The 25649-nt window shown below is 66.9% G+C and carries 25 protein-coding genes and 1 pseudogene; 18 read left to right on the top strand and 8 right to left on the bottom strand.

Translation table 11 applies throughout. The features are described from left to right. Positions 1-149 precede the first annotated feature (149 nt). Genes BT183_RS19610 through BT183_RS19590 form a run of 5 tightly spaced genes read right to left on the bottom strand, consistent with a single transcriptional unit; the run spans position 150 to position 5764 of the window. Positions 150-1148 carry a substrate-binding domain-containing protein gene (locus BT183_RS19610; protein ID WP_072346760.1) on the bottom strand — a complete coding sequence of 333 codons (999 nt, stop codon included), beginning with the start codon at positions 1146-1148 and terminating at the stop codon, positions 150-152. 51 nt (positions 1149-1199) lie between these two features. Next, positions 1200-2204 carry an ABC transporter permease gene (locus BT183_RS19605; protein ID WP_084603714.1) on the bottom strand — a complete coding sequence of 335 codons (1005 nt, stop codon included), beginning with the start codon at positions 2202-2204 and terminating at the stop codon, positions 1200-1202. Further along, entirely contained in the window at positions 2201-3187 is a 987-nt protein-coding gene (locus tag BT183_RS19600; protein ID WP_072346758.1) for an ABC transporter permease, read from the bottom strand. Before BT183_RS19600 ends, BT183_RS19605 begins: the two co-directional genes overlap by 4 nt. Next, entirely contained in the window at positions 3184-4722 is a 1539-nt protein-coding gene (locus BT183_RS19595; protein ID WP_072346756.1) for a sugar ABC transporter ATP-binding protein, read from the bottom strand. The genes BT183_RS19600 and BT183_RS19595 overlap by 4 nt, the downstream gene beginning before the upstream one ends. Before the next feature lie 10 nt (positions 4723-4732). Then, entirely contained in the window at positions 4733-5764 is a 1032-nt protein-coding gene (locus BT183_RS19590; protein WP_072346755.1) for an aldo/keto reductase, read from the bottom strand. Between the two features lie 217 nt (positions 5765-5981). Between BT183_RS19590 and BT183_RS19585 the strand changes: the two genes are divergently transcribed. The 8 genes from BT183_RS19585 (at position 5982) to BT183_RS19550 (ending at position 12583) form a co-directional block, all read left to right on the top strand. Further along, the gene (locus tag BT183_RS19585; protein WP_177282653.1) at positions 5982-6842 is read left to right on the top strand and encodes a dihydrodipicolinate synthase family protein; all 861 of its coding nucleotides are present in this window, start codon (positions 5982-5984) and stop codon (positions 6840-6842) included. Between the two features lie 31 nt (positions 6843-6873). After that, positions 6874-8046: an L-rhamnonate dehydratase gene (locus BT183_RS19580; RefSeq protein ID WP_072346751.1), complete on the top strand. Its 1173-nt coding sequence runs from the start codon at positions 6874-6876 to the stop codon at positions 8044-8046. Positions 8047-8055: 9 nt separating this feature from the next. Continuing rightward, the gene (locus BT183_RS19575) at positions 8056-8937 is read left to right on the top strand and encodes an amidohydrolase family protein (protein ID WP_072346749.1); all 882 of its coding nucleotides are present in this window, start codon (positions 8056-8058) and stop codon (positions 8935-8937) included. Positions 8938-8945: 8 nt separating this feature from the next. Then, positions 8946-9758: a FadR/GntR family transcriptional regulator gene (locus tag BT183_RS19570; RefSeq protein ID WP_072346747.1), complete on the top strand. Its 813-nt coding sequence runs from the start codon at positions 8946-8948 to the stop codon at positions 9756-9758. A 3-nt stretch (positions 9759-9761) separates the two neighbouring features. Next, the gene (gene rhaM / locus BT183_RS19565) at positions 9762-10079 is read left to right on the top strand and encodes an L-rhamnose mutarotase (protein WP_072346745.1); all 318 of its coding nucleotides are present in this window, start codon (positions 9762-9764) and stop codon (positions 10077-10079) included. Then, the gene (rhmD, locus tag BT183_RS19560; protein ID WP_072346743.1) at positions 10076-11260 is read left to right on the top strand and encodes an L-rhamnonate dehydratase; all 1185 of its coding nucleotides are present in this window, start codon (positions 10076-10078) and stop codon (positions 11258-11260) included. The genes rhaM and rhmD overlap by 4 nt, the downstream gene beginning before the upstream one ends. A gap of 65 nt (positions 11261-11325) precedes the next feature. Next, a complete protein-coding gene (locus BT183_RS19555) occupies positions 11326-12168 on the top strand; it encodes a TIGR02587 family membrane protein (RefSeq protein ID WP_072346741.1) in 843 nt (280 codons plus the stop codon). 7 nt (positions 12169-12175) lie between these two features. Further along, on the top strand, positions 12176-12583 hold the full coding sequence (locus BT183_RS19550; protein ID WP_143145916.1) for a hypothetical protein: 408 nt from the start codon (positions 12176-12178) through the stop codon (positions 12581-12583). Here the strand turns inward: BT183_RS19550 and BT183_RS19545 are convergent. Next, complete coding sequence (locus BT183_RS19545; RefSeq protein WP_143145915.1) at positions 12568-14139, bottom strand: CASTOR/POLLUX-related putative ion channel; 1572 nt, start codon at positions 14137-14139, stop codon at positions 12568-12570. The genes BT183_RS19550 and BT183_RS19545 overlap by 16 nt on opposite strands. A gap of 347 nt (positions 14140-14486) precedes the next feature. Between BT183_RS19545 and BT183_RS21305 the strand changes: the two are divergent. The 8 genes and pseudogenes from BT183_RS21305 to BT183_RS19505 form a co-directional block, all read left to right on the top strand. Next, a pseudogene (locus BT183_RS21305) lies at positions 14487-14936 on the top strand (transglycosylase SLT domain-containing protein); the annotation flags it as partial. 25 nt (positions 14937-14961) lie between these two features. Then, positions 14962-15669: an aquaporin gene (locus BT183_RS19535; RefSeq protein WP_072346735.1), complete on the top strand. Its 708-nt coding sequence runs from the start codon at positions 14962-14964 to the stop codon at positions 15667-15669. Positions 15670-15758: 89 nt separating this feature from the next. After that, positions 15759-16184 (top strand): hypothetical protein, encoded by a 426-nt coding sequence (locus BT183_RS19530; protein WP_072346733.1) that lies wholly within the window; start codon positions 15759-15761, stop codon positions 16182-16184. 4 nt (positions 16185-16188) lie between these two features. Continuing rightward, positions 16189-16428: a helix-turn-helix transcriptional regulator gene (locus BT183_RS19525; protein WP_072346732.1), complete on the top strand. Its 240-nt coding sequence runs from the start codon at positions 16189-16191 to the stop codon at positions 16426-16428. Then, entirely contained in the window at positions 16425-17381 is a 957-nt protein-coding gene (locus BT183_RS19520; protein WP_072346730.1) for an NAD(P)-dependent alcohol dehydrogenase, read from the top strand. The genes BT183_RS19525 and BT183_RS19520 overlap by 4 nt, the downstream gene beginning before the upstream one ends. A gap of 98 nt (positions 17382-17479) precedes the next feature. Further along, on the top strand, positions 17480-19660 hold the full coding sequence (locus tag BT183_RS19515) for a DEAD/DEAH box helicase (protein ID WP_072346728.1): 2181 nt from the start codon (positions 17480-17482) through the stop codon (positions 19658-19660). A gap of 166 nt (positions 19661-19826) precedes the next feature. Continuing rightward, positions 19827-21056, top strand: coding sequence for an MFS transporter (locus BT183_RS19510; RefSeq protein WP_072346726.1), 1230 nt, complete (start codon positions 19827-19829; stop codon positions 21054-21056). A 14-nt stretch (positions 21057-21070) separates the two neighbouring features. Continuing rightward, positions 21071-21631 carry a dihydrofolate reductase family protein gene (locus BT183_RS19505; protein WP_072346724.1) on the top strand — a complete coding sequence of 187 codons (561 nt, stop codon included), beginning with the start codon at positions 21071-21073 and terminating at the stop codon, positions 21629-21631. Between the two features lie 12 nt (positions 21632-21643). Here BT183_RS19505 and rsgA read toward each other — a convergent pair whose 3' ends face one another. Beyond that, entirely contained in the window at positions 21644-22606 is a 963-nt protein-coding gene (gene rsgA, locus BT183_RS19500) for a ribosome small subunit-dependent GTPase A (protein WP_072346722.1), read from the bottom strand. A 3-nt stretch (positions 22607-22609) separates the two neighbouring features. Then, positions 22610-22759, bottom strand: a complete 150-nt coding sequence (locus BT183_RS20880) for a hypothetical protein (RefSeq protein WP_177282651.1) — start codon at positions 22757-22759, stop codon at positions 22610-22612. Between the two features lie 261 nt (positions 22760-23020). Between BT183_RS20880 and BT183_RS19495 the strand changes: the two genes are divergently transcribed. Beyond that, positions 23021-23530, top strand: coding sequence for a TIGR00645 family protein (locus BT183_RS19495; RefSeq protein ID WP_072346720.1), 510 nt, complete (start codon positions 23021-23023; stop codon positions 23528-23530). A gap of 99 nt (positions 23531-23629) precedes the next feature. Beyond that, on the top strand, positions 23630-25624 hold the full coding sequence (locus BT183_RS19490; RefSeq protein WP_072346718.1) for an acyltransferase family protein: 1995 nt from the start codon (positions 23630-23632) through the stop codon (positions 25622-25624). Positions 25625-25649 lie beyond the last annotated feature (25 nt).

Raw genomic sequence — 25649 nt, 5'->3', positions numbered from 1 at the left:
ATGCTGACCGCACCTTCGCAGTACGTGCCATACCCCCGTGCGGTTTCATCGATGCGAAAAGAGGCGGGTTTCCCCGCCTCTTCCACACGCAGCACCGTGAAATCCTGTCCGTTCCCGCGCGAAACGGGTGCCGGACACGTGAATTTCGATCAGAAATCGAAGTCGTCGATGTTCTCGGCGTTGAACGTGGTCAGTTCGGCCTGGGTATTCATCATGTTGTTGGGGTCGATGGTGATGGTGCCGAGGTTGGGAACCTCGAAGGTCTCGCCGACTTCGTTCTTGATCGAGCCATCGAGCACGCCCTTGGCGAAGTAGGCGGCGAGCACGCCTTCGTTATAGGGCGACCAGAGCTGGAAGGCCTCGACGGTGCCGTCCTTGATGAAGTCGCGCATCTCGCTCGGCAGGCCCAAACCGGTGACGGCGACCTGATCGGCGATGCCGCGCGACTGCACCACCTGGGCGGCGGCGGCGATGCCGACAGTGGTGGGAGCGATGACGGCCTTGAGGTTGGGATAATTGGCCAGGAGCGCTTCCATCTCGGCGGTTGACTTCTCGGGCTGGTCATCGCCATAGACGGTCGCGACCAGCTTCATGTTGGCATATTTGGGATCGTTGGCGAGGGTGTCGTTCATCGCCGCGATCCAGGTGTTCTGGTCGGGAGCCTCGGTAGTGGCCGAGAGGATGGCGATCTCGCCCTCATAGCCGATCAGCGAACCGGCGAGCTCGACCTGGTTGGGGCCGGTCTTGGTGAAATCGACGGGGAGGATCGAGGCGTCGCGATGCTCTTCGTTGCCGACGAGATCGCCATTGACGGTCATGACGAGGATGCCGGCGGCCTTGGCGGAATCGAGCACCTGGTTGAGCGCGTCGGGGCTGTTGGGCGCAATGGCGATGACATCGACGCCGCGCTGGATCTGCGCCTCGATGAAGGGGATCTGCGAGGTGGCCTCGGCAGTGGCGGGGGCGACGAACTCGAACTGGCAGCCGATCTCGACGCAGGCATCGACGAAGCCGCCGGTGATGCTGTCGAAATAGGGGTTGCCGGTGTTCTTGCCGATATAGACGATCGAGAACGCATCCTGGGCATAGGTGGCCCCGGCGGTGCCGAGCATGAGCCCGGCGGCGAGGATGGCGAGAGTGGTCTTCATTCAGTCCTCCTGATTACTCGTTCGGCCCGGTTGATCCGGGGTATGCGCCCGCTACCTCTGGGTGCGGGAATAGATGAAATTGGTGGCGATGATGGAGACGATGAGCAGGATGCCCAGCACCGTCATCTGGATGGCGGGCAGGAGATTGGCGACCGTCATGCCGGTGGAGACGACCACCAGCAGCCAGGCGGCGAGGAAGGTGCCCGGAATGGTGCCGCGCCCGCCGAAGATGTAGGTGCCCCCGAGCATGGCCATCAGCACCATCTCGAGCTCCTTGCCGAGCGCGAGGTCGTAGCGCACCGAGCCAAGGCGCGAGGCCGTCATGATGCCGGCGATGGCCGCGACCACCCCGATCATGAGGAAGAGGATGAGCTTGATGCGCCGGCTGCGGATGCCGGCATGGCGGGCCGCCACCTCATTGGTGCCGATCTGGTAGATCTGGCGGCCGAAGATGGTGCCCCCGAGCACCAGCGCCAGAACGATGGCGGCGAGCACGAAGACGACGACCGGCAGCGGCACGCCGAGAACGAGGATGCGGTCGACCCCGATGAAACCTTCGGCGATGCGGATCGAGCGATCCCCGGCAAGGATCTGCGCCAGCCCGCGATAAAGGATCAGCGTGCCGATGGTGACGATGATCGAGGGCAGCTGCATGACGATGACGAAAAAGGCGTTGACCCCGCCCATGGCGAGCCCGGCCAGCAGCCCGAGCAGTACGGCGAGCGGGATGGGCACGCCCGAGGCCTGGGCCCAGGCGAAGATGCAGGCCGAGAGCGCCATGTTGGCGGCGGGCGACAGATCGATTTCGCCCGCGATGATCACCATGGTCAGAACCAGCGCCACGAGCGCGATTTCGGCCGAGAGCGCAAAGCTCCTGAGGATGTAGCCGATATCGAGGAAATAGGGCGAGAGCCGGCTCGCGACGATGACCCCGAGGATGAGGAGCACGAGCGTGAGGGTTTCGGGCCGAACCAGCACGAGATGCCACAGGGGGCGCGGCGGGGCGGATTCGCGGCCGGCGACGTTGGCGGGGGGTGAGGTTTCGGCGGCGCTCATGCCGGCAGCCTCCTGAGGCCGAGGACGCCCTGCTGGCGCACGGTGCGATCGATCAGCAGCGCGATGAGGATGACGGTGCCGTAGATGGCATTCTGCGCCGCGCCGGGGATGCCGAGCAGCGGCAGGGCGGCCGAGACGCAGCCGAGCAGCAGCACGCCGAGCACAACGCCGGGCACCGAGCCGACCCCGCCATTGATCGAGACCCCGCCGATGACGACGGCGGCGATGACCTGGAATTCGAAGCCCGCCCCGGTGTTGGAGGGATTAACGAAGCCCCAGCGGCTGGCATAGAGGATGCCGGCGAGCCCAGCGAGCGCGCCCGAGATGGTGAAGACCAAGAGCGTCACCTGATTGGCCTTGATGCCGCGCAGCGGCGCCGCCACGGGATTGGACCCGAGCGCGAAGACCTGCCGCCCGACGCGGGTGTGCATGGTGAAGTAGTAGGCGAGTATGGCGACCCCGAAGGCGATGAAGATGATCGAGGGCACCCCGAAGATCGGCGAGGTCTGGCTCATCGCCTTCAGTTCGGTGGGAATATATTGCCGGTCGACCTGCCGCGCATTGGAGATGATGAAGGTCAGCCCGCGATAAAGGTTGAGCGTGCCCAGCGTGACGATGATGGCGGGAAGCCTGAAGAGGGTGACGAGCGCGCCATTGATGAGCCCGAGCAGGGCGCCGGTGCCGATGGCGACGGCGAAGCCCAGCATCCACGGGATCTGCGGCATGTCGCGGAACATCATGCCGGTGACCATGGCCGAGAGCCCGAGGATCGAGCCCATTGAGAGATCGACATGGCGGGCGACCAGCACCAGCATCTGCCCCATGGCCGCGATCATGATCAGCGGGGTGAGCAGAAGGATGACGCGGAGATTGTTGCCGGTCAGGAATTGCGGCTTGTAGAGCCCGACGGCGAGGCAGAAGAGCATGATCATCACGAGGATGCCGGCCTCGCGGCGGAGCAGGAGACTGCGCAGGGCGCTCATGCGGCTTCTCCCAGAGTGGCGGAGCGGGGCACGGCGGCCTTCATGATCTTTTCCTGGCTGGCTTCGGCGCGCGGGAATTCGGCGGTCAGCCGCCCCTCGGACATGACGAGGATGCGGTCGGACAGGGCCAGCAATTCGGGCAGTTCGGAGGAAATCAGAAGGATGGCGCGGCCGCTGGCGGCAAGCTCGCCGATGCGATCGTAGAACTCGGCCTTGACCCCGATATCGATGCCGCGTGTCGGCTCGTCGAGGATGAGCACGGTGGGATCGGTCAGGAGCCAGCGCGCGAGAATGGCCTTCTGCTGGTTGCCGCCCGAAAGCTCGCCGATGGGCTGGCGGGCCGAGGCGAGCCGCACCCGCAGCGAGCGGATGGCTTCGCTCGACAGCGCCTTTTCGACCGAGCGGCGGATGAAGCCGCGCGGGGCGATGCGGGCCGGGACGGCGGCGGTGATGTTCTGCTCGACCGAGAGGGAGCGGAAGATGCCGGCCTGGGCCCGATCCTCGGGCACGAAGGCGAGGCCGAGCGCGATGGCGTCGTCGGGCTCGCGGATGGTGGCTTGCTTGCCATTAATGCGGATGGTGCCGGAGAGGGCCGGCGCGACCCCGAAGATGGCGCGCGCCACATCGGTGCGGCCGGCCCCGACAAGGCCGCCGAGCCCGACGATCTCGCCGCGCCGGACCGAAAAGCTGATGGCTTCGAACCGGCCGGGCAGCGTGAGGTTTTCGACTTCGAGCGCCACGGCGCCGATCTCGGTGCGCGGCTTGTGGAGATATTCCTTCAAGGGACGGCCGATCATCAGGCGGATGATGTCGGCATCGGTCAGCTCATCGATGGTGTGGGTGCCGACCTTGTTGCCGTCGCGGAAGATGGTGACCCGGTCGCAGAGCGCGCGCACCTCCTCGAGCCGGTGCGAGATGAAGACGATAGTGCGGCCTTCCGAGCGCAGGCGGCGGGCGATGCCGAACAGCGTTTCCACCTCGCGCGGGGTGAGCGGGGCGGTGGGCTCGTCCATGATGATGAGGCGGCTGTCGGAGGCGAGGGCGCGGGCGATCTCGACCATCTGCTGGTCGGCGATGGAGAGGCCGCGCATGGGCTGCGTGACGTCGATGTCGACGCCGAGCAAATCCATGAGCGCGCGGGCGTCGCGCGTCATCTTCGCCCAGGGAACGGGGGAGAACCAGCCATCCTCGGAGCGGCCGAGCACAAGGTTTTCGGCCACCGAGAGGTCGGGAAAGGAGATCGGCTCCTGATGGATGAGCGTGATGCCCAGGCGCTGGGCGACGACGGGGTTGGCGACCTCCACCTGTTCGCCATTGAGCGCGATGGTGCCGGTGGTGGGGCGGTGAACGCCCGCGAGGATCTTGGCGAAGGTGGATTTGCCGGCGCCGTTTTCGCCCAGAAGCGCGTGGATTTCCCCGACCCTGAGGTCGAGATCGACATCGCGCAGCACCTCGACGCCGGCGAACTGCTTGGAGATGCCGCGCGCCGAAATCAGCGGCACTTGGGTCTGCGAGAGTGCTGCTGGTCCGGTCATCGGCCCTGTCCTAGCGCTCGGCCGGAACGGGGGCGGCCGGATCGATCAGCCCCCTCGTCTTGAGATCGGCCCAGAAGCCGGACGGGATCGCGGTTTCGAGATGGGCGAGGTTCTGCTCGACCTCGGCCGGGCGGGCGGCGCCCGGGATAACCGAGGCCACGGCGGGATGGGCGAGGACGAACTGCAAGGCCGCGGCCGGCAGCGCGACATTATGCTCGGCGCAGGCGGCCTCTAGGCCCCTGACCTTCTGCTGCACCTGAGGTGAAGCATTGGCATAGCCATATTTGGCCGAGCCGCCCGAGCCGGTGACGAGGATGCCCGAAGCAAAGGGCGCGCCAATGATGACGCTCATGCCCTTTTCGAGGCAGCGCGCCATGCCGGTCTCAAGGCTCGACTGGTCGAGCAGGGTATAGGGCATGGCGACGAGGCAGAAATCGAGCTCGACCTGCGTCGCGACCGTATCGAAGGCCTCGCTTGTGTTGATGCCCATGCCATAGGCCGCAATGTCGCCCGAGGCCTTGAGCTCGACCAGCGCCCTGATGCCGCTCTCGCGCAGATCCTTCTGCCGGGCCGAAAAATGCTCGCCGTGATAGGCGGCGTCGAGATCGTGGATGACGAGGGCATCGACGGTATCAAGCGCGAGGCGCTGCAGCGCCTGCTCGTAGGAACGCATGATGCCATCATAGGAGTAATCGAAGCGGACCTCGAAATTGAGCCCGCCGGTCCAGGGCGCGCGATCGAAGGTTTTTGGGTCCTTCGGTCGGTGCAGGGTGCGGCCCACCTTGGTGGTGATCTGGAACTCTGCGCGCGGCTTGGTGCGCAGGAAGCCGCCGAGCCGGTGTTCGGAGAGGCCGCGGCCATACCAGGGGGCGGTGTCGTAATAGCGCACGCCGGCCTTCCAGGCGGCATCGAGCGTGGCGCGGGCGTCCGCCTCGTCGACCGTGCCGTAGAGTTCGCCGATATGGGCGGCCCCGAAGCCGAAGACCGGCAGGTCGAGCGCGGTTTTGCCGATGCGGCGACGCGTTGAGCGCGAGATGGCCATTGCGGTCCGATCCTCCCATTTGGCCGGGCCGCTCTTTGGTGGCGGCTCCGAACGAGCGGTAACTTGTCAGACAAAAATTAGTTTGACAAGTTCCCTTTCGCTCGCCATTCCTTTTTCCATCACGCGACCATTCCGGCGGGCCCCAGCGCCCGATGACAAGAGGATGGCGCGAGGGAGGAGCCCGATTTCGCCCATGCGCATTGCCGGGACATACCCGATGCTGATGGCCTTCTTCACGAAGGACGGCCGGCTCTGCCGCGACGCGGTCAAGCGCCAGGTGGAGGCGGCGGTGGCCGTCGGCGCCTCGGGCGTCGCCGTGCTGGGGCTCGGGCAGGAGGCGATCAAGCTGGGGCGCGAGGAGCGCAGGGCGGTGATCGAGTGGGCCATATCTGACGCGGCCGGCCGGCGGCCGGTGGCGGTGACGCTGGGCGAGACCAACCTGCCCGACATGATCGAGATGGCGCGCTTTGCCGAACGGGCGGGCGCCGGCTGGATCATCCTGCAACCCCCGCGCCCGCCGGCTTCGGGAGCCGACATCATCGCGTTTTTCGGCGCCATCGCGGATGCCGTATCGGTGCCCGTCGGCATCCAGAATGCGCCCGAATTCCTCGGGATCGGCCTTACGCCCGATGAACTCGTGGCGCTCAACCGCGCGCACCCCAATGTGAGCGTGGTCAAGGCCGAGAGCGCGGCGGTGACGGTGGGCGAACTCGTCGACCGGCTCGAAGGCCGGATGGCGGTGTTCAACGGCCGGGCGGGGCTGGAACTGGTCGACAATTATCGCGCCGGCGCGGTGGGCATGATCCCCGGCTTCGACACCATCGACCTGCAGGTCATGGTGGAACAGGCGATGGCGCGGGGCGACGAGGCGGTGGCCGAAGCGGCCTATCAGCGGCTTCTGCCCTCGGTCGCCTTCATCATGCAGACCCTGCCGCTCTACCTGACCTATGGCAAGCTGATCGCGGCGGCGCGGCTGGGGCTCGACCCCGGCCCGCAGCGCGGACCGGCCCATGCCCCGACCCCGCGCGGGATCGCCTGGGCGAAGCGCTTCGCCGACGCCCTCGGCCCCCTGCCCTGACCCCATTCGACAAAGACAAGGACCGCCCTTCATGGCCCGCATCACCGACGTCAAGACCACCATCTGGGAATGGGTGGGCCCCGTGGCTCCGATGCCGCCGCATTTCTGCACCACGGCCAGCGATCTGGTCGCCGATGTCACCGGCTCGATCGCGGGGTTCCGGTTCCTGGGCTGGCTCGTGGTCGAGATCACCTGCGACGATGGCACGGTGGGCATCGGCAATGCCGCGCTTGCGCCCCATGCCACCAAGGCGACGATCGATACCTATCTCAAGCCGCTGCTGATCGGCACCGACCCGCTCGACAGCGAATATATCTGGCAGTCGATGTATCGGCGCACCCTGCCCTTCGGGCGCAAGGGCATCGGGATGACGGCGATCAGCGCGGTCGATCTCGCGGTCTGGGACCTCAAGGGCAAGCTGCTCGGCCAGCCGGTGTTCAAGCTTTTGGGCGGACGCACCAAGAGCCGCATTCCCGTCTATGCCAGCCGGCTCTATTCGCAGCCGCTCGATACGCTTTACACCGAGGCCAAGGCCTATGCCGAGCAAGGCTTTCCGGCGGTGAAGCTGCGCTTTGGCTGGGGGCCCAAGGACGGGCCGGCCGGCATAGCCAAGAATGTCGATCTGGTGCGCACGACCCGCGAGGCGGTGGGCCCCGATGTCGACATCATGGCCGATTGCTACATGGGCTGGACGCTCGAATATGCCCGCCGCATGCTGCGCGCGGTGGCGCCCTTCAACCTGCGCTGGGTCGAGGAACCCGTCATCGCCGACGACCTGCATGGCTATGCCGAGCTCAAGGCGATGGGGCTGGTGGCGATTTCGGGCGGGGAGCACGAATACACCCTTTACGGGTTCCGCCAGGCGCTCGACCTCAAATCCTACGACATCGTGCAGTTCGACGTGAACCGGGTGGGCGGCGTCACCGCCGCCAAGAAGATCGCCGATCTCTGCGAGGCCCATGACGTGGTGGTGATCCCCCATGCCGGGCAGATGCACAACTACCATGTGACCATGTCGACCTATGCCGGCCCGATCGCCGAATATTTCCCCAAGGTGCCGGTGGAGGTGGGCAACGAGCTCTTCTGGTACATCTTCGATGGCGAACCGATCGCCGAGAATGGCAGCATCGACCTTGCCGACGACCGGCCCGGCTTCGGGCTCACCCTCAAGACCCCCGACCAGAACTTCAAGCTCACCGCCTGAGGACAAGCCATGCCCGCCTTCCCCATCATCGACGCGCATCTGCATGTGTGGGACCAGACCCGGCTGCGCTATTCTGCCTTCGAGGGCAGCGAGCTTTTCGGGCATCCCTATCATGTCGAGGACTACCATGCCGCCTGCGGGGACCTCGAGATCGAGGCGATGGTGTTCCTCGAATGCTATGCCGATTTCTGGGACGGCGGCGGGCAGTATCTCGATGAGATCGCCTTTGTCGAGGACGAAGCCAGGCGCGACCCGCGCATCCGCGGCATCGTGCCGATGGCGCCGCTCGAATGGGGCGAGAAGGCCCTGCCAATGCTCGAGACGATGCGGGACAGGCACCCCGCCGTCAAAGGCATCCGCCGCATCATGGAGTTCGACAAGGACCCCCGCGCGCTGACGCTCTCGCCCGACTTCATCGCCGGGGTGAACCTGCTCGAACGCTTCGGCTGGAGCTTCGACATCAACCCCAACTACACCCAGATGGACATCATCCGCGAATTCGTGCCGCGGGTGAGCCCGGGGGTGCCGATGATCCTCGACCATTGCGGCAAGCCGGGGATCAAGCAGGGGGCGCTGGCGCAGTTCAAGGCCGACATGGCCGACCTGTCGCGCTTTCCCAACATGTATGTGAAGCTCTCGGACCTGCCCCCTTATGCCGGGCCGGGCTGGACGGAAGCCGACCTCAGGCCCTATATCGCCGCCACCCTGGAGCATTTCGGGCCCGAACGCACGATCTATGCCGGGGACTATCCCATCTGCCTGTCGGCCACCACCATGACCCAATGGGTGGAGGTGCTCGACAACGCCTTTGCCGCTCTCGGCCTCACCGAAGGGGAGACCCGCATGATCTATCGCGACAACGCCAACCGCTTCTATCGGCTGGGGCTCTGAGCACCGCCATGAAGAAGCGCGCCGCGAGCATGGGGGAACTGGTGAGCGAAGGCGATGCCTTTGCCAGCCTCCTGCTCGAGGCGAACCGGACGAGCGCGCCGGCGGGCTTTGCCGGCCCGGCGCTCGAACGGCGCTCGATCTCCGAGCAGGTGGCGGGCCGCATCCTCTCGATGATCAAGAGCGGCAATCTGAAGTCGGGCGACCGGCTGCCGACCGAGGCGCAGATGGGCATCGCCTTCGGCATCTCGCGGCCGCCCCTGCGCGAGGCGCTGAAGGCCCTGACGCTGATGGGGGTGCTCGAAAGCCGGCAGGGCGGGCGCTATACGGTGACCGACCTCTCGCCCTCGCGGCTGGTGGCGCCGTTCAACGTCATGCTCTCGGTCAAGGATTATGACGTCGGGGAACATTTCGAGGCGCGCGCCGTGGTCGATCTCGACCTCGTGCGCCGCTGCGCCGAACGGGCGAGCGCCGAGCACCGGCAGCGCATCCTGAAGCTCGCCGTCGACGGCCGCGCCTTCCATGCCGACCCGGTGGCCTTCCGCCTGCTCGATATCGAATACCACCAGGCCCTTTATGACGGCGCGCATAACCGGCTGCTGACAACGCTGGCACAGAGCCTTTACGACGTGGGGCTCGATGTGCGGCGGCTCGCCTCGACGCTGCCGGGGGTGATCGAAAAAAGCGTCGCCCAGCATGTCGATGTTGCCGAGGCGGTGATGGCGGGCAAGGCCGAGGCGGCGGTTGCCGCCTATGCCATCCACCTCGAACATGTGCGCGACACCACCATCCTCGCCATGCAGCAAGGCCAGAAGGAGAGCTGATCCATGCCCGAACGCATCGCCTTTCGCATGACCCTCAACCCCGGCCAGGCCGCCGAATATGAAAAGCGCCATGACGAGATCTTCCCCGAACTCGTCACGGCTTTGAAGGAAGCCGGGATCTCGGACTACACCATCTGGCTCGACCCCGAGAGCCACCATCTGTTCGGCACGCTGATCCGCGCCGACGACCATGGCATGGACCGCCTGCCCGACCAGGCGATCATGAAGAAATGGTGGGCCTTCATGGCCGACATCATGGCCACCCACCCCGACAACATGCCGGTGCAGGTGCAGCTCAAAAAGGTGTTCGACCTCAAGTGAGCGACCCCTTCCGCATCGTCGATATCCGCGTCTTCACCGTGTCGCAGAAACGGCGCGGGGGGGACTATTTCCAGCAGGGCGGGCAGACGCACTGGCTGGTGGACAGCCTGATCTCGAACCCCATGTCGGGCTATGCGAAATATCGCGAGCGGCGCACGAGCTGGGGCATCGGTGTTCTGGGCTCGCTGGTGGTGGAGATCGAGACGGCGGCCGGCCATGTCGGCATCGCCACCGGATCGGGCGGGCATCCGGCGGCCTGGCTCATCGCCAACCATTTTTCGCGCTTCCTGCTGGGCGAGGACGCACGCAACATCAATCGGTTCTGGGACCAGATGTATCGCGCCTCGCTGCCCTATGGCCGCAAGGGCCTGCCGGTGATGGCGATCAGCGCCGTCGACCTGGCGCTCTGGGACCTCGTCGGCAAGGTTCGGGGCGAACCGGTCTATAATCTCATCGGCGGGCTCAGCCGGGACGAGATCAGCTTTTACTGCACCTCGCCCGCTCCCGATGCGGTCAAATCCATGGGCTTCTGGGGCGCCAAGGTGCCCCTGCCCCACAGCCCCTTCGAGGGCGAGGAGGGGCTGAAAAAGAACGTCGCCTTTCTCGCCGCGCATCGCGAGAGCGTCGGGCCCGGCTATCCGCTGATGGTGGATTGCTACATGTCGCTCACCGTCTCCTACGCCATCGCGCTCGCCGAGGCCTGCAAGGGGCTCGACATCCACTGGTGGGAGGAAGTGCTGAGCCCCGAGGATGTCGAGGGGTTCCGGCAGATCCGCCAGGCACACCCGACGCTCAAATGGACGACCGGCGAGCACGAATATTCGCGCTACGGGTTCCGCCGCCTCATCGAGGAGCGCACCATCGACATCCTCCAGCCCGATGTGATGTGGGTCGGGGGGCTGACCGAACTCATGCGCATCGCGGCCCATGCGGCGGCCTATGACATTCCGGTCGTGCCCCATGGCAGCGGGCCCTATTCCTATCATTTCATCGCCAGCCAGACCGGCCCGGCCTTTTGCGAATATGTCGCCGCATCGCCCGATGGCCGCGCCATCGGCCCGGTGTTCGGGGAGCTGTTCACCGGCGAGGACCTGCCCCGCAACGGGCTTTTGAAGGTTTCGGACGCCCCGGGCTTCGGCATGGAACTGGCCGATCGCGACATGCTGGTGCCCTTGGCCTGAGGGGCCGGAACCGCGGCGATCAGGGCCGCGTTTGAGGATCTGGCATAAGGCCGGGAGCCAGACGCGTGCATGGCAGAACCGAGAGCGAGGGCCCAGCATCTGCCGATCCGGTGCTGGCCGGGCTTGGGCGCGCGGCCGGCGGGGCGCTGATCTTCTGCCTGCCCATGCTGATGACCATGGAGATGTGGCAGCTGGGGTTCCTTGCCGACCGCTTCCGCCTGCTGCTGCTGATCGGGCTGTCGCTGCCGCTGCTCCTCGTGCTGTCGCATTATTCGGGCTTCGAGCGCACGCGGGGCTGGCGCGAGGATTTTCGCGACGTGCTGATCGCGCTGGGGCTGGGGATTACGGTCAGCACGCTCGTGCTGCTGGTGCTGGCGATGATCGGGCCGGGCATGAGCCCCAACGAAATCATCGGCAAGGTGGCGGTGCAGGTGCTGCCCGCCGCGCTCGGGGCGCTATTGGGGCGCAGCCAGCTCGGCGACGACAGCGTGCGCGAAAGCGAGGACCGGGCCTCGGAAAGCTATGGCGGGGAACTGGTGGTGATGGCCGTGGGCGCGCTGTTCCTGGGGCTCAACGTCGCCCCGACCGATGAGATCGAGATGCTGGCGATCACCATGAGCCCCTGGCACCTCTTGGTGCTGGTGGGGGTGTCGCTTCTGGCCATGCATGGCTTCGTGTTTGCCACAGGCTTCAAGGGCGGCAGCGAGATTGCGCCCGAGACGCCCTGGTGGAGCGCCTTTTTGCGCTTCACCCTCGTGGGCTACGGGCTGGCGCTCGCCATTTCCCTCTACGTGCTCTGGACCTTCGGACGCATCGATGGGCTGGGGCTCGACGCGACGATCCGCGCCGTGGTGGTGCTGGGCTTTCCCGCCGCCATCGGGGCGGCGGCGGCGCGGCTGATCCTGTGAGGCGATGATGGCAGGCGGTACCGACAACAAGGCGACCCGATCGACCGACGACCGCGCCCGGCGGATGGGGCGGCGGATCGAATGGGTGGCGGCGGCGCTTTCGGCCCTCCTGGTGCTGGGGCTCTGCTCTCACCTCATCCATGAGGGGCTGATGCAGCGGCAGGGGCATGCCTCGATCAGCCTTGCGATCACCGAGCGGACGCAAACGGCTGCCGGCGAGGCGGTGACGGTCGAGGCGCACAATATCGGGCGCAAGGCGGCCATCGGGGTGGAGATCGAGGGCACGCTCGGGGAGACGACGGCGACGGCGACGCTCGACTTTCTGCCCGCGGGCGGCAGCAAGCCGGTGATCCTCGTCTTCCCCGCGCCGACCGATGGGCTCAGCGTCAGGGTCTCGGGCTATACCGAGCCCTGAAGCAAGACCACGATGCGGTCGCCGGCCCGATAGCTGACGCGGCGCGCCTTGATCGGGTTGAGCACGAGGGTGGGCGGCACATCGGGATCGGGATCGCGGTGGATGAAATGGCCGATGGCCAGCTCCCCGCGCCGGCGGCAGGCTTCGGTGACGGTGAAGAAATTGACCGGGCGGTCGGGATCGAGCAGTTCGGCCGGATCGCGCAGGGCGATCTGCATGCCATGGGCATCAAGCAAATCATCGAGAATGGCGGCAGCGGGGCCGGGCCTTGCGGCAAAGGCAAAGGCCAATGCTGCGAGGCGATCGCGATAGATGCGCTCGGCGGGCGAGCCGGTGGCCTCGACGAGGGGCTCGTGCCGCTCCTCGGCAAAGAGCGCGACGACGCCGGGCGCCGGCCGGGCTCCCAGTGCAAGGAGCGTGGCAAGGGCACGGGCATCGGCGGTGCCCTCTTCGCTCGCCACGATGATGCGGCTGTAGCCGCCCGCCGAGAGGCTCGCGACCACGCTGCGATCGGTGGGATCGAGCCGGCCATATTCGACCGAGAGCGGCCCGTCGCTGAGCGGCAGGGCGGCGACCTTGTCGGCCAGGCCCTCGACATCGGCGGCAACCGTCAGCACCGAGCCCGGCGGCACGGCGCGGCGCAGATCGCGCGCAATGGCTGGCACATCATCGCTCCAACCCAGGAGCAGGATGCGCTCGGGATCGCGCGGGGCGGTGGACTGGGCGCGCAGCGCAGCCCGGTCGATATCGAGCGGCAGGGCCGAGACATGCGCATCGCCCTCGCCCGAGGCCAGCAGGATGGGCCTGAGCCCATCGCCGAGCGGCGTGCCGGGGGAGGGATTGAGGAAAGCGCGGCCCGAGGCATCGAGGATGCCCAGCGGCACCGCCTCGCCAAAAACCAGCGTCGCCTCGGAAAAGGGCATGCCCTCGAGCGAAGGATGATCGCCGACGCTGATGGCCGGCAGGCCGGCACCGAGCAGGGTCTGGTAGACTTCGCCCAGCATCGGCACCCTGCCGGCATGGGCGGCGATGCGGGCGGCAAGGGCGCGGGCGCGCACCGGCTGCACCGTGCCGCGCCCCAGCCCGCGCACCGCATCGGAGGCGGCGGCGCCATCGACTTCGGCGAGGATGCCGGCCTTGCCGCGCCGCAAGGGCAAGAGCGCCAGAAGCGTGCGCAACTGTGTGGAGAGCGGATCGCGCGCGACGGGGCGAAGGAGGAGGATGGTCTCGGCCGCCTCGACATCGAGATGCGCGAGGATGGCGGGATCGCCCGGATCGCCCGAGGCCAGCTGCACCTGCGCCAGAAGCCGCGGCGGAAGGCGCAGCGCAAGGCTGTCGCGCAGCTCGGCGGCAGGACGGTCTGCGAGAAGGGTTACCGGGCGGGCATTGCCGGCAAACTGGCGCAGCAGCGCCGGCACGAGCTCGGACCAGCCCACGATCAGGAGCGGACCGGCACCCGGGGCATGCTCGCGGGGGCGGCGCGGGGCGGGCAGAAAGCCGCGCGCCTTGCCGAGGCTACCCCTGAGGCGCGGGCCGGCCCATCCCAAAACGTTCAAACCCGGTCCGGTCCTGATGCGTCGCACACTGTTTCTTCAAACAAGAGGTAGGGGTTCTTGAGACGAGAGGTCTGGACACTCATACACGAGGTTGCCGCCATTGGGAAATCGCGCCCATGGGCACAACGGCAGTGCTGCGATTCTGTCACAGTTTTCGTCCGCTTCGGCCTCTGCTACAACGCAGCATGGTTTCTGCTTCGTTATCCACAGCGCAGTCCCGCGCAAAGCGCTCGTCCAGGGCGACACTGGCGGCCCTTTGCGGCCTTGCCATCGTGCTTTCGGGCTGCAGTTCGGCCAGTTTCCCGGTGGGTTTTGCCATGCCGCAGGGCAAGACGGCCGCACTCGGGCCGGGCGCCGCCCGCATCGCCACGGCATCGCTGGCGCCCGCGCCGGCAACGCGATCGGCCGAACCGCTGGCCTTCGCCGCCACGCCCTCCACGAGCGGACGCGGCGAGATCGACCGGCTCATCGGCCATTACAGCCATCTTTATGGCGTGCCGGTCTCGCTGGTGCGCCGGGTGGTGCAGCGCGAAAGCACCTTCAACCCCAAGGCGCGCAACGGCCCCTATTGGGGGTTGATGCAGATCCGCCATGATACGGCGCGGTCGATGGGCTATAGCGGGCCGGCGAGCGGGCTCCTCGATGCAGACACCAACCTGCGCTATGCGGTGAAATACCTGCGCGGGGCGTGGCTGGTGGGCGGCAAGAACGAGAATGCCGCGATCCGGCATTATTCGCGGGGCTATTATTACGAAGCCAAGCGGCTCGGCCTGCTCGAGGAAACCGGGCTGCGCTGAGGCGGCGCCGGGAGGGGCGAACGCGATGTTCAGGGCCCTTCTGGCCGAGTGGCTGGGCAGTTTTTTCGTCATCTTCATCGGGCTCGGCGCAGCGGTACTGACCGCGCCCCTGCCCGAGATCGGCATCGGCTATGGCGGCATCGCGCTGGCCTTCGGGCTGGCGCAGATGAGCGCGATGCTGGCGCTGGGGCAAGTTTCGGGCGGGCATTTCAACCCCGTGCTCTCGCTCGGCGCCACGATAGGCGGACACCTGCCGCGCAACCGGCTGCTGCCCTATTGGGCGGCGCAATCGCTGGGGGCGCTGGCCGGCGCAGGGACGATCTACCTCATCGCATCGGGTACGCCGGGGTTCGTCGCTGGGGGCTTTGCCGCCAATGGCTATGGCATCAATTCGCCCGGCGGATATGGGCTGACGTCTGCGGTGATCGCCGAGATGACGGGCGCCGCGATGCTCGCGCTGGTCTTCCTCTCCGCCTGCTGGCGCGAGAGCCGGATCGCGGCGCCGCTGGCGGTGGGCGGCGCGCTGATTGCCATCCACCTCGTGCTCCTGCCGGTGACCGGGACGGGCGTGAACCCGGCGCGTTCGCTCGTGGCCGCGCTTTTTGCGCAGACCGAGGCGCTGGGGCAGGTCTGGATTTTCCTCCTCGCCCCCCTCGCCGGAGGCGCGCTCGGCGCCGCGATCTGGCGGCTTCTGCTCCGGCCCGAGGAGAGCCCAGCGGGGCGGCGGGGGTAGCGTCAGAAAAACCCGACACGATGTAAGGAATACTTTACATCTCCGTCCAGTGCCTCGATATCCATTCCCCGAGGGATGGAGGGTGCCCCATGGGGTTTCGGGAGTGGAATGCGGTGGTGGCGCTGGTGAGCACGCTCGCCGGGCTCGGCTGGCTGGCCTTCACGGTTCTGGCCGGCCTGCCCGCGGAACTGGCCCCGGCCGCCATGCAGATGGTGATCGCGATCGGGGTGCTGGTGGGGGTCAATATCGTCGGCATCATCGCCGCCGTGATCGGGGTCGGCATCGCGACGCGCGAAAAGCTGCGTGACGAAAAGGCCGACGAGCGCGACCTGCTGATTGCCGCCAAGGCCATGCGCAATGCCTATTACATCGCCTCGGCCGGCGGAGCGCTGACGCTTCTGGCCATCGCGCTCGGGGTTTCGCCGGTTCTCGCGATCCACGGGCTGTTCGGGGCGCTCCTTCTCGCGGGGGGCACCGAGGCGGCCTCGCTGCTCCTTTATTACCGGACGCAGTGACACGATGGGCAAGGGCGAACCGCGCATCGAGAACGTCATGCGGCAATTGCGCTTCAGCCATGGCGAAATGACCCAGCAGGCGCTGGCCGACGCCGTGGGCGTGACGCGCCAGACCATCATCGCCATCGAGGCCGGGCGCTACTCGCCCTCGCTCGAAGTGGCGTTCCGCATCGCCGCAGCCTTCGGGGTGCCGCTGACCGCGGTGTTTTCATACCGGCCCGCAGAGGGCGAGGAGCCAAGATGAAGGCGTGGATCGCAAAGGGCTATGGCGGGCCCGAGGTGCTTGAGCTGATCGAGCGCGAAACGCCAAGGCCCGGGCGTGGCGAGGTGCTGGTGCGCATTCGCGCTACCACCGTATCGGCCGGCGACTGGCGGGTGCGCTCGCTGATCCTGCCGCCGGGCATGGGCGTGTTCGGACGGCCGGCGCTGGGGCTGTTTCGCCCGCGCAAGGGGGTGCTCGGCACCGATTTTGCCGGCGAGGTGGCGGCGCTGGGCGATGGCGTTAAAGGGTTCAAGGTCGGCGACAGGGTGCTGGGCTTTCCGGGCGGAGAGATGGGCTGCCATGCCGAGTTTCGCCTGATGCCGGCCGACGGGCGGATCGTGCGGCTGCCCGAGGCGCTCTCTTTTACCGAAGCGGCCGCCCTGCCCTTTGGCGGCAGCACCGCCCTCTCCTATATGCGGCGCGCCGAGACCCGGCCGGGCGAGACCATGCTGATCATCGGCGCCTCGGGCGCGGTGGGATCGCTGCTGCTGCAACTGGCGGTGGATGGAGGTCTTGCGACGACGACGCTGACCAGCGCCGGCAATCGCGACCTCGTTGCGGGGCTGGGCGCCAGCCGGACGCTCGATTATGCCCAGACCGATCTCGCCGCCCTGCCCGACCGGTTCGACATCATCGCCGATTGCGTGGGCGCGACCAGCTTCAAGACAACGCGCCACCTGCTCAAGGATGGCGGACGGTTTCTTGCCATTGCGGGGGGCATCGGCGACATGATCGCGCGGCCCTGGCAGGGACGGCGGGCCATTTCGGGACCTGCCGACGAACGGCGCGAGGATCTCGAAACCCTCGTGGGGCTGGCCGTGGGCGGCCGCATCCGGCCGGTGATCGACAGCGTCTTTGCCTTTGCGCAGATGCGGGAGGCGCATGCCCGCGTCGATAGCGGGCGCAAGCGCGGCGCGGTGGTGATCTCTTTATGATCTGCGCGACCTGCGCTCATCGCAGGAACGCGATGCAATCAAAGGCTGCCCAAACCCCGCATAAGCTGGTATGCCGCGCGTTCACGAAGGTTTAATCCATGACGACTGAAGACGCGCCGGCCCCGCTGCCGGCCAGCATTCCCGCAGCGCTCGCCACCGCGCTTGAAGCGCAGGGCTATACGACGCTGACCCCGGTGCAGGAGGCGATGCTCGCCCCGGCCCATGAAACCGCCGATCTCCTCGTTTCGGCGCAGACGGGATCGGGCAAGACGGTGGCCTTCGGGCTCGCCATCGCCCAGACGCTTCTGGGCGATGCCGGTGTTTTCGACGCACCGAGCGCGCCGCTGGGGCTGGTGATCGCGCCGACGCGCGAACTGGCCATGCAGGTGCGGCGCGAGCTCGACTGGCTCTATGCGGCCGCCGGCATGCGCACGGCGACCGGCGTCGGTGGCATGGACCTGCGCGCCGAGCGGCGGGCGCTGGAGCGCGGCGCGCACCTCGTGGTGGGAACGCCTGGCCGTCTGCGCGACCATATCAGCAAGGGCGCGCTCGACCTTTCGGCGATCCGCGCCATCGTGCTCGACGAAGCCGACGAGATGCTCGACCTGGGCTTTCGCGACGATCTCGAATTCATTCTGGCCGCTGCTCCCGAGGAGCGGCGCACGCTGATGTTCTCGGCCACAGTGGCCAAGGGCATCGCCGAACTGGCGGCCACCTATCAGCGCGATGCGGTGCGCGTGGCGGTGAGCGCGCCCGACGCCCAGCACGCCGATATCGAGTATCAGATGATGCTGGTGGCGCGCGACGAGCGCGAACACGCCATCATCAACACGCTGCTGGGCTCGGAGAGCGACAGCGCGCTGGTGTTCTGCCACACGCGCGAGGCGGTGAAGCATCTGGCCGCGCGGCTCGCCAATCGCGGCTTTTCGTCCGTGGCGCTCTCGGGCGAACTGGCGCAGTCGGAGCGCTCGAGCGCCTTGCAGGCGATGCGCGACGGGCGCGCGCAGGTGTGCGTGGCAACCGACGTGGCAGCCCGCGGCATCGACCTGCCCAATCTGGGGCTCGTCATCCATGCCGACATTCCGGGCAATCCGGCAACGCTTCTGCACCGCTCGGGCCGCACCGGCCGGGCCGGGCGCAAGGGCGTGTGCGTGCTGATCGTGCCCGAGCACCGGCGCGCCGCCGCAACGCGCGTGCTTTCGCTCGCGCGGCTGACCGCGACGCTGCGCACCCCGCCCACCATCGCCGATATCGAAACGCGCTACCAGACCGACATCGTGGCCGCCGCCCGTACCGAGGCGCCGCCCGAGGAGGCAGAAGCCGCGCTGGTGGAAAAGCTCCTCGCCGAAGTGGGCCCCGAGCAGCTGGCGGCCGCCTTCGTGCGCCAGGAGCTCAAGCGCCGGCCGGTACCCGAAGAGGTTACCGTGCTGCCCCTGACGCTGACGCGCGAGAAGCGGACGCGCAAGGACCGCGCCGAGCGGACCGAGCGCCCCGAACGCGGCGAGCGGCTGGAGCTGGGCCAGCGCTTCGACTGGTCGGACGCGCTCGAGGGCGGCGGGCAGGACCGGAGCCATCAGCGTGGCAGGCCCGAGCGGGGCGGCGATTTTGCCGATGGCGCGTGGTTCACCCTGTCGCTGGGGCGCAAGCACCGGGCCGACCCCAAATGGCTCTTGCCGATGATCTGCAAGGCCGGTGGGGTGACCAAGCGCGAGGTTGGCGCCATCCGCATCGACGAGACCGAGACGCGCTTCGAGATCGCGGCCGATGCGGCGCCGGACTTTGCCGAGCAGGTGTCACGCAAGGGCGCGCTGGAAAAAGGCGTGCGCATCCGCCCGCAGCAGGAGGGTGCGCCCGAAGCGGCAGCCCCGGCCCGCAAGCCGCGCGAACCGCGCGCCGCAGACGAGGGGGCCGGGCGGCCCTGGGCTTCGGACGCGCCGACCGAGAGGGCTGCCGACGAGCGCCCCGTCAGGAAGCCCTATGGCAAGGCGTCGTTCGACAAGACTCCCTTCGACAAGGCTGCTTCGGACAAGCCGGCTTACGAAAAAAAGGCCTACGCCAAAAAGCCATACGAGAAGAAGCCCTCCGACAATCCCGGACCGGCGCGTTCGGACTGGGCCAAGCCGGCGGGCAGCAAGCCCTATGCAAAGACGGCAAGCGCCAAGCCGAAAAAGGCCGACAAGACCCGGCCCGACAAGGACAAGGGCAAGCCCAAGCCGCGCAGCAAGCCGGACGGATCGGGAGCCGGCGATGCGCCGCGGGCCCGCAAGCGGCCGGAGTAGCAGTCAGCCCTCCGCAATTCTACTTGCGATTTACAATCGGTTTTGACCGCGCTAGGCTGATTGCGATCGGCAATCGGTCCGGCGCGGTTTTTTATCGCGCCTCCTGTCGATCTGCCTCATCCTGCCTCGTCGTGCTGGCAGGAACGGGCTCGGGAGGAGAGCGGGAATGGAACGGCATTATGGCTGGGTGATCGTGGCAGCGGGGGCGCTGATCACCTGCGTGGCAATGGGGGCGCTGTTCGCGCTGCCCGTCTATCTGGCGCCCATCGCCACTGAGACCGGCTGGACGCGGGCCGGGATTTCGGGCGCGATGACCATCGGGTTCATCGTGATGGGGGTGGCCGGCTTCATCTGGGGCATGCTGACCGACCGGATCGGGGCGCGGCCGGTGGTGATGATCGCGGCCGTGATCCTGGGCGTGGGGCTGTTCCTCGCCTCGCGCACCACAGATCTTTTGATGTTCCAGATCGCCTATGGCGGGCTGGTTGGGGCCTCGGGCGGTGCGTTCTTTGCCCCGCTGATGGCAACGACGGTGGGCTGGTTCGAAAAGAACCGCAGCCTTGCCGTATCGCTGGTATCGCTGGGCGCGGGCGTGGCGCCGATGATCGTGACACCGCTGGCCACCGTGCTGATCGAGGCGCAGGGCTGGCGCACCGCGATGATGCTGACCGCGATCATCGCCACGGCACTGATCGTGCCGGCGGGCCTGCTCATCCGCCGCGCCCCCGAGGCGCAGGCGGCGGCGCCCAGCCCCGGGACCGATGTGGCCCCGCAGGAGCCCCCGCCGCGCAACGCCTTTGCGGCGCTGAGGACACCGCAATTCATCGTGCTCGCAGCGACGTTCTTTTTCTGCTGCGCGGCCCATTCGGGCCCGATCTTCCACACGGTGAGCTATGCCATGCTGTGCGGCGCCTCGGCGCTGGCGGCGGCCAGCATCTACAGTGTCGAGGGGATCGCCGGGCTCTTCGGGCGCCTCGCCTTCGGCATCGCTGCCGACCGGCTGGGGGTGAAGCGCGTGCTGGTGGCGGGCCTCGCGCTGCAGGCCATCAGCATCTACTTCTATATTTATGTCAGCGAAATCAACCAGTTCTACATGCTGGCGGTGGTTTTGGGCATGGCCTATGGCGGAGTGATGCCGCTCTATTCGGTGCTGGCGCGCGATTATTTCGGGCCCCATGTGATGGGAACGGTTCTGGGCGCGGCCACCATGGTCTCGAGCATCGGCATGGCCTTCGGCCCGGTGGGCGGGGGATGGCTCTTTGACACCTATGGCACCTATCACTGGCTCTACATCGCCTCGGCGGCGGTGGGCGTGATGGCGGCGATCATCGCGCTCGCCTTCCCCCCGCCCCGGCGCGACGTGGCCGCCGGCCCCGGCCTGCCGCAGGCGGCCTGAGAGGAGGGCGAAGTATGGGCGACGTCGTCTACTCGATGATGGCTTCGATCGATGGCTTCATCAACGATGCCAGAGGCGATTTCGAATGGGGCCAGATCAACGAGGCGGTGCACCGCTTCGCCGAGGCCGAGCAGGCGCGCGAGACCATCGCGCTCTATGGCCGGCGCATGTATGAGATGATGGCGGTTTGGGAAAAGCTCGCCGACGATCCGAAGGCCGAACCCGCCGAGCGCGATTTCGGCCGCGCCTGGCAGAAAGCCGAAAAGATCGTGGTTTCAACCACGCTCGAAACAGTGACGACGCCGCGCACGCGGCTGCTGCGATCGCTCGATGCCGAGACGCTGCGCGCGCTCAAGGCGTCGACCGAGGGCAGGATCGGGGTCTCGGGCCCCGGCCTTGCCGCCCACTGCCTCGCCATGGGGCTGGTGGACGAGATCAACATCTATACCGTGCCGGTTCTGGTGGGCAGTGGCACCCCGATGTTTCCGCTGCGCGACAGCGTGCTCAAGCTCACCCGTACCGAGCAGCGCAATTTCGACAATGGCGTCAGCTTCGCGCGGTATAGCGTAGGGTGAGGGATCGCCGCGTCAACGCCGTGCCGGTGCGCGGTTTTCGTCCTGCAGCTTGCGCCAGCGGGCGAGGCGTTCGGGGTCGACCGTACCGGCCTTGACGCCGGCGCGTACGGCGCAGCCGGGCTCGTGATCATGGCTGCAGTCGCGGAACTTGCAGGCGGGCGCCAGTTCGGTGATTTCGGCAAAGAGGGTATCGATGCCCTCGCGCACATCCTGCACATGCAGGCTGCGCATGCCCGGCGTATCGATGACCCAGCCGCCCCCGGCCATGGCATGCAGCGAGCGCGACGTGGTGACGTGGCGGCCCCGCGCATCGCTCTGGCGCACGGCGCCCGTCTGCTGGGGCGCTTCGGCCTGCCCTACAAGCGCATTGACGAGGGTGGATTTGCCCACGCCCGACGAGCCGACGAGCGCCACGGTGGCTCCCGGCGTGCACCAGGGGGCGAGCATTGCGACGGCATCGGGCGCCTTGCCATTGAGCGCGACGACGGGCAGTTGCCGCTGGAGCGCGGTGGCTTGCGCGATGAAGGTCCCTGGGTCTTCGGCAAGGTCGGATTTGGTGAGGACGATGACGGGATCGGTGCCGGCATCGTTGGCGAGCGCCAGATAGCGTTCGAGCCGGGCGATATTGAAATCGGCGTTGCAGGAGGCGGCGATGAACAGCGTATCGATATTGGCCGCCACCAGTTGGGTCGGCCTGCGGCCCTCGGCGGGGCGCTGTAACAGGCTCTTGCGCTCGAGCCTGCGGATAAGCAGATGCGTCAGGGGCTCGACCAGCACCCAGTCGCCCACCGCGAAGGCGCCGGTATCGGCGCGGGGCGGCAGGGTCAGGGCCACCTGCGTGCCGGCGATAAGCGCGCTCAGACGATCGCGATGCACGCCATCGATGCGCGCGGGATGGAGCGCGATTTCGCTTTCGGCGATCTGGTCGGCAAAAAACGGCGGCAGGGCCGAGCGTGCCGGATCCTGGGGCGCCACGGGCTAGTGCCCGGGCGTTTCGTCGTCGGGGGACGGGGCTTGGGCCTCATCCACGGGCGGCTTGAGCTTGGCTTCGGCGCGTGCCGCAGCCTTGAGCGCCTTGAGCCGCTCGCGTTCCCTGCGTTCGAAATCGTAATTGGGCTTGCGCGCCATGAGCTGGTGTTCCTTCTTGGACGCTGTAACTGGGCCTTTCGCGGCCGGAAGGCAAGGGCGCAAGGCTTGCGCAGGGCTGGTGGTGTGATTGGCGCGGGCTTTTGGCAGTGTGGACATGGGGCCCCTGCCCCACCTCTCCGCTTGCCTGCCGAACGGCATCGCTCTAGAGGTGCGCGGCACTGGATCCGGCCCCCTGCCAAAGGGCCTCAGCGTCGCCGGCACGCCTGGTCTTTAACCTGTCGGTCTTGAGGAAAGCGCATCATGGCGGCACTGGAACGGGCCATCGAAACACTGATCTTTACCAGCCGCTGGATCCTGGCGCCGTTCTTTATCGGCCTCCTGGTGGCGATGGTCGTGCTGCTCTTCAAGTTCCTCAAGGAGCTGCTCGATCTGGTCCTCAATATCTGGACGACGTCCGACTATGACGTGGTGATCTCCATCCTGACGCTGGTCGACACGGCCCTGATCGCGGTGTTGCTGCTCATCATCGTCTTCAGCGGCTATGAGAGTTTCGTTTCGCGGATCAACACCAATGATCACGAGGACCGGCCGGCCTGGATGGGCCAGGTGGGCTTTGCCGATCTCAAACTGAAGCTGATCGGCGCCATCGTCGCGATATCGGCGGTGGAGCTTCTGAAGGCGTTCCTGGTCAGCGAGAGCTATAATGACAGCCAGCTGGCCTGGAAGATCGCCATCCACTTCACCTTCGTCCTCTCGGGCGTGCTGTTCGCGGTGACCGACTTCATTTCCGAACGCAGCAAGAAGAAGTAGCTCCCATAAGGCGGGCGTGCGGCGGAGGCCGACGCCCGCTCTTGAACTCTCCGGCATTAGGACCCAGACTGCGCGCGGTTGGGGCAGTTCAGACATCAGATGAAATATCGCGCCGAGATCGACGGGCTGCGCGCCGTCGCGGTTCTACCTGTCATCTTTTTCCATGCCGGCTTCTTCCCGTTTTCGGGAGGCTTTGTCGGGGTGGACGTGTTTTTCGTGATCAGCGGCTACCTGATCACGACGATCCTGATGACGGAAATCTCGGAGGGGCGGTTCTCGCTCCTTAGCTTTTACGAGCGTCGCGCCCGGCGCATCCTGCCCGCCCTCATCTTCGTGTGCGCCTGCTGCATCCCCTTCGCCTGGCTCTGGATGCTGCCGGCGGAGTTCAAGTATTTTTCCGAAGCCCTGATCGCAGTCGCGCTGTTTTACTCGAACATCTTCTTCATCGGCGGTGCTGAGTATTTTGCGCCGGCCGTCGATCTCAATCCGCTGCTCCACACCTGGTCGCTGGCTGTGGAAGAGCAGTTCTACATCCTGTTTCCATTGCTGCTGATGGGGCTGCTGCCACGCTCGCGCAAGGCGACGCTCGCGGTTCTCGTGCTCCTGAGCGTTGCCAGCCTCGCACTCGCGGAATATGGCTGGCGGCATTTTTCATCGGCCAATTTCTACCTGCTGCCGACCCGCGCCTGGGAACTGGGCATCGGCGCGCTCTGCGCCTTCGCCCTGGCGCGGCCCGAGCCCTTGGTCGCGAGTGCCCGCCTGCGCGGGGCGCTGGCTGCGCTGGGGTTGATGGGGATCGCGGGCGCGGCGGTGCTGTTTGACGGGCAGATCCCGTTTCCCTCGCTCTGGGCCCTGATACCCGTGCTGGGCACGGCGATGATCATCCTTTTTGCCGGGCAGGAAACCCTCGTCGGGCGGCTCCTGTCCAACCGCGTGCTCGTGGGCATCGGGCTTTTGAGCTACAGCGCCTATCTCTGGCACCAGCCGCTGTTCGCCTTTGCGCGCATCCGCTTTCCGCGCACCGACGACACGATGATGATCGGGCTCAGTATCGCGAGCTTCGTGCTGGCCTATCTCACCTGGCTGCTGGTCGAGACGCCGTTCCGGCAGCGCAGGGCGCGCCAGATTTTCAACCGGGCGACCATCTTTGCGTCTTCTGCCGTGGGTCTTCTGGCGCTTGGCGGTTTCGGGCTCTGGGGCCATCTCCAGAACGGCGCGCCGATGCGGTTTGCGACGATCGAGCAGGACGTGCCGGCCCTTGAAGCGCGCGTGGCGATCAATTTCGGGCTGCATCACGATTGCGAGGACAAGTTCTCGGAATCGCCGAACTGCCGGACGGCAGAGGATCCGGAATTCCTGCTCTGGGGCGACAGTTACGCCATGCACCTGGCACCGGGCCTGATCGCGAGCGAAGCGGGGCTAAAGCTCCAGCAGCAATCGAAATCCTCCTGTGCGCCGCTGCTCGATATGAGCCTGTTCCGGGCCGATTATGATGCTGACTGGCGGGCTGGCTGCTTTGCCTTCAACGACCAGGTGATGGCGTGGCTCGAGGCCAATCCTTCGGTCCGGTATGTCGTGCTGTCCTCGCCCTTCGGCATCGTCGAGGACGGCGCGATCGGCCGCGACGGCATCGAGGTCCCCGAGGCCGAGCGGATCTCCCGGATCATCGCGGCAACGTCCGCGACCCTCGAGCGAATCCGGCGCACGGGGGCGCGCGTGGTGCTGATTTCACCCACGCCATCCCCCGGCTTCAATGTCGGCAATTGCCTGACGGGCGCGGCGCTCTTTGGCTATGGCGAGGATCATTGCGACTTCTTCACCCGCGACGGCCACGGCGACCAGACCCTGCTTGTCTCGCTGCAAAGGCTTCTGGGCAAGTCGCCGCGCCCGGACGCGCTGGCTTTTCTCGAGGCGATCGAGCCCGACCTGCCGATCATCTGGCTCTCGGACATGATCTGCTCTTACGGGCTCTGCGACGTGGTGCAGGAGGGTCGCTTCATCTACCGCGATAGCGGACATCTGTCCAAGGAAGGGTCGGCCTATCTGGGTGAGCGCTACGATTGGGCGGAGCTGGTGCGGGCAACGGCACGCTGACGACAGGGCAGATGCCGTCGGGGAT

The organism is Devosia enhydra (genome assembly GCF_900119845.1).
Lineage (GTDB): Bacteria > Pseudomonadota > Alphaproteobacteria > Rhizobiales > Devosiaceae > FPKU01.
Note: the sequence above shows the minus strand (reverse complement) of the source record. Positions and strands in the feature narration are given on the sequence as shown.

What these genes read in the sequence shown, in the direction of transcription:
- BT183_RS19610 (WP_072346760.1), bottom strand. Translation starts at nt 1,148, where the DNA reads ATGAAGACCACTCTCGCCATCCTCGCCGCCGGGCTCATGCTCGGCACC.
- BT183_RS19605 (WP_084603714.1), bottom strand. Translation starts at nt 2,204, where the DNA reads ATGAGCGCCGCCGAAACCTCACCCCCCGCCAACGTCGCCGGCCGCGAA.
- BT183_RS19600 (WP_072346758.1), bottom strand. Translation starts at nt 3,187, where the DNA reads ATGAGCGCCCTGCGCAGTCTCCTGCTCCGCCGCGAGGCCGGCATCCTC.
- BT183_RS19595 (WP_072346756.1), bottom strand. Translation starts at nt 4,722, where the DNA reads ATGACCGGACCAGCAGCACTCTCGCAGACCCAAGTGCCGCTGATTTCG.
- BT183_RS19590 (WP_072346755.1), bottom strand. Translation starts at nt 5,764, where the DNA reads ATGGCCATCTCGCGCTCAACGCGTCGCCGCATCGGCAAAACCGCGCTC.
- BT183_RS19585 (WP_177282653.1), top strand. Translation starts at nt 5,982, where the DNA reads ATGCTGATGGCCTTCTTCACGAAGGACGGCCGGCTCTGCCGCGACGCG.
- BT183_RS19580 (WP_072346751.1), top strand. Translation starts at nt 6,874, where the DNA reads ATGGCCCGCATCACCGACGTCAAGACCACCATCTGGGAATGGGTGGGC.
- BT183_RS19575 (WP_072346749.1), top strand. Translation starts at nt 8,056, where the DNA reads ATGCCCGCCTTCCCCATCATCGACGCGCATCTGCATGTGTGGGACCAG.
- BT183_RS19570 (WP_072346747.1), top strand. Translation starts at nt 8,946, where the DNA reads ATGAAGAAGCGCGCCGCGAGCATGGGGGAACTGGTGAGCGAAGGCGAT.
- rhaM (WP_072346745.1), top strand. Translation starts at nt 9,762, where the DNA reads ATGCCCGAACGCATCGCCTTTCGCATGACCCTCAACCCCGGCCAGGCC.
- BT183_RS19550 (WP_143145916.1), top strand. Translation starts at nt 12,176, where the DNA reads ATGGCAGGCGGTACCGACAACAAGGCGACCCGATCGACCGACGACCGC.
- BT183_RS19535 (WP_072346735.1), top strand. Translation starts at nt 14,962, where the DNA reads ATGTTCAGGGCCCTTCTGGCCGAGTGGCTGGGCAGTTTTTTCGTCATC.
- BT183_RS19530 (WP_072346733.1), top strand. Translation starts at nt 15,759, where the DNA reads ATGGGGTTTCGGGAGTGGAATGCGGTGGTGGCGCTGGTGAGCACGCTC.
- BT183_RS19525 (WP_072346732.1), top strand. Translation starts at nt 16,189, where the DNA reads ATGGGCAAGGGCGAACCGCGCATCGAGAACGTCATGCGGCAATTGCGC.
- BT183_RS19520 (WP_072346730.1), top strand. Translation starts at nt 16,425, where the DNA reads ATGAAGGCGTGGATCGCAAAGGGCTATGGCGGGCCCGAGGTGCTTGAG.
- BT183_RS19515 (WP_072346728.1), top strand. Translation starts at nt 17,480, where the DNA reads ATGACGACTGAAGACGCGCCGGCCCCGCTGCCGGCCAGCATTCCCGCA.
- BT183_RS19510 (WP_072346726.1), top strand. Translation starts at nt 19,827, where the DNA reads ATGGAACGGCATTATGGCTGGGTGATCGTGGCAGCGGGGGCGCTGATC.
- BT183_RS19505 (WP_072346724.1), top strand. Translation starts at nt 21,071, where the DNA reads ATGGGCGACGTCGTCTACTCGATGATGGCTTCGATCGATGGCTTCATC.
- BT183_RS20880 (WP_177282651.1), bottom strand. Translation starts at nt 22,759, where the DNA reads ATGGCGCGCAAGCCCAATTACGATTTCGAACGCAGGGAACGCGAGCGG.
- BT183_RS19495 (WP_072346720.1), top strand. Translation starts at nt 23,021, where the DNA reads ATGGCGGCACTGGAACGGGCCATCGAAACACTGATCTTTACCAGCCGC.
- BT183_RS19490 (WP_072346718.1), top strand. Translation starts at nt 23,630, where the DNA reads ATGAAATATCGCGCCGAGATCGACGGGCTGCGCGCCGTCGCGGTTCTA.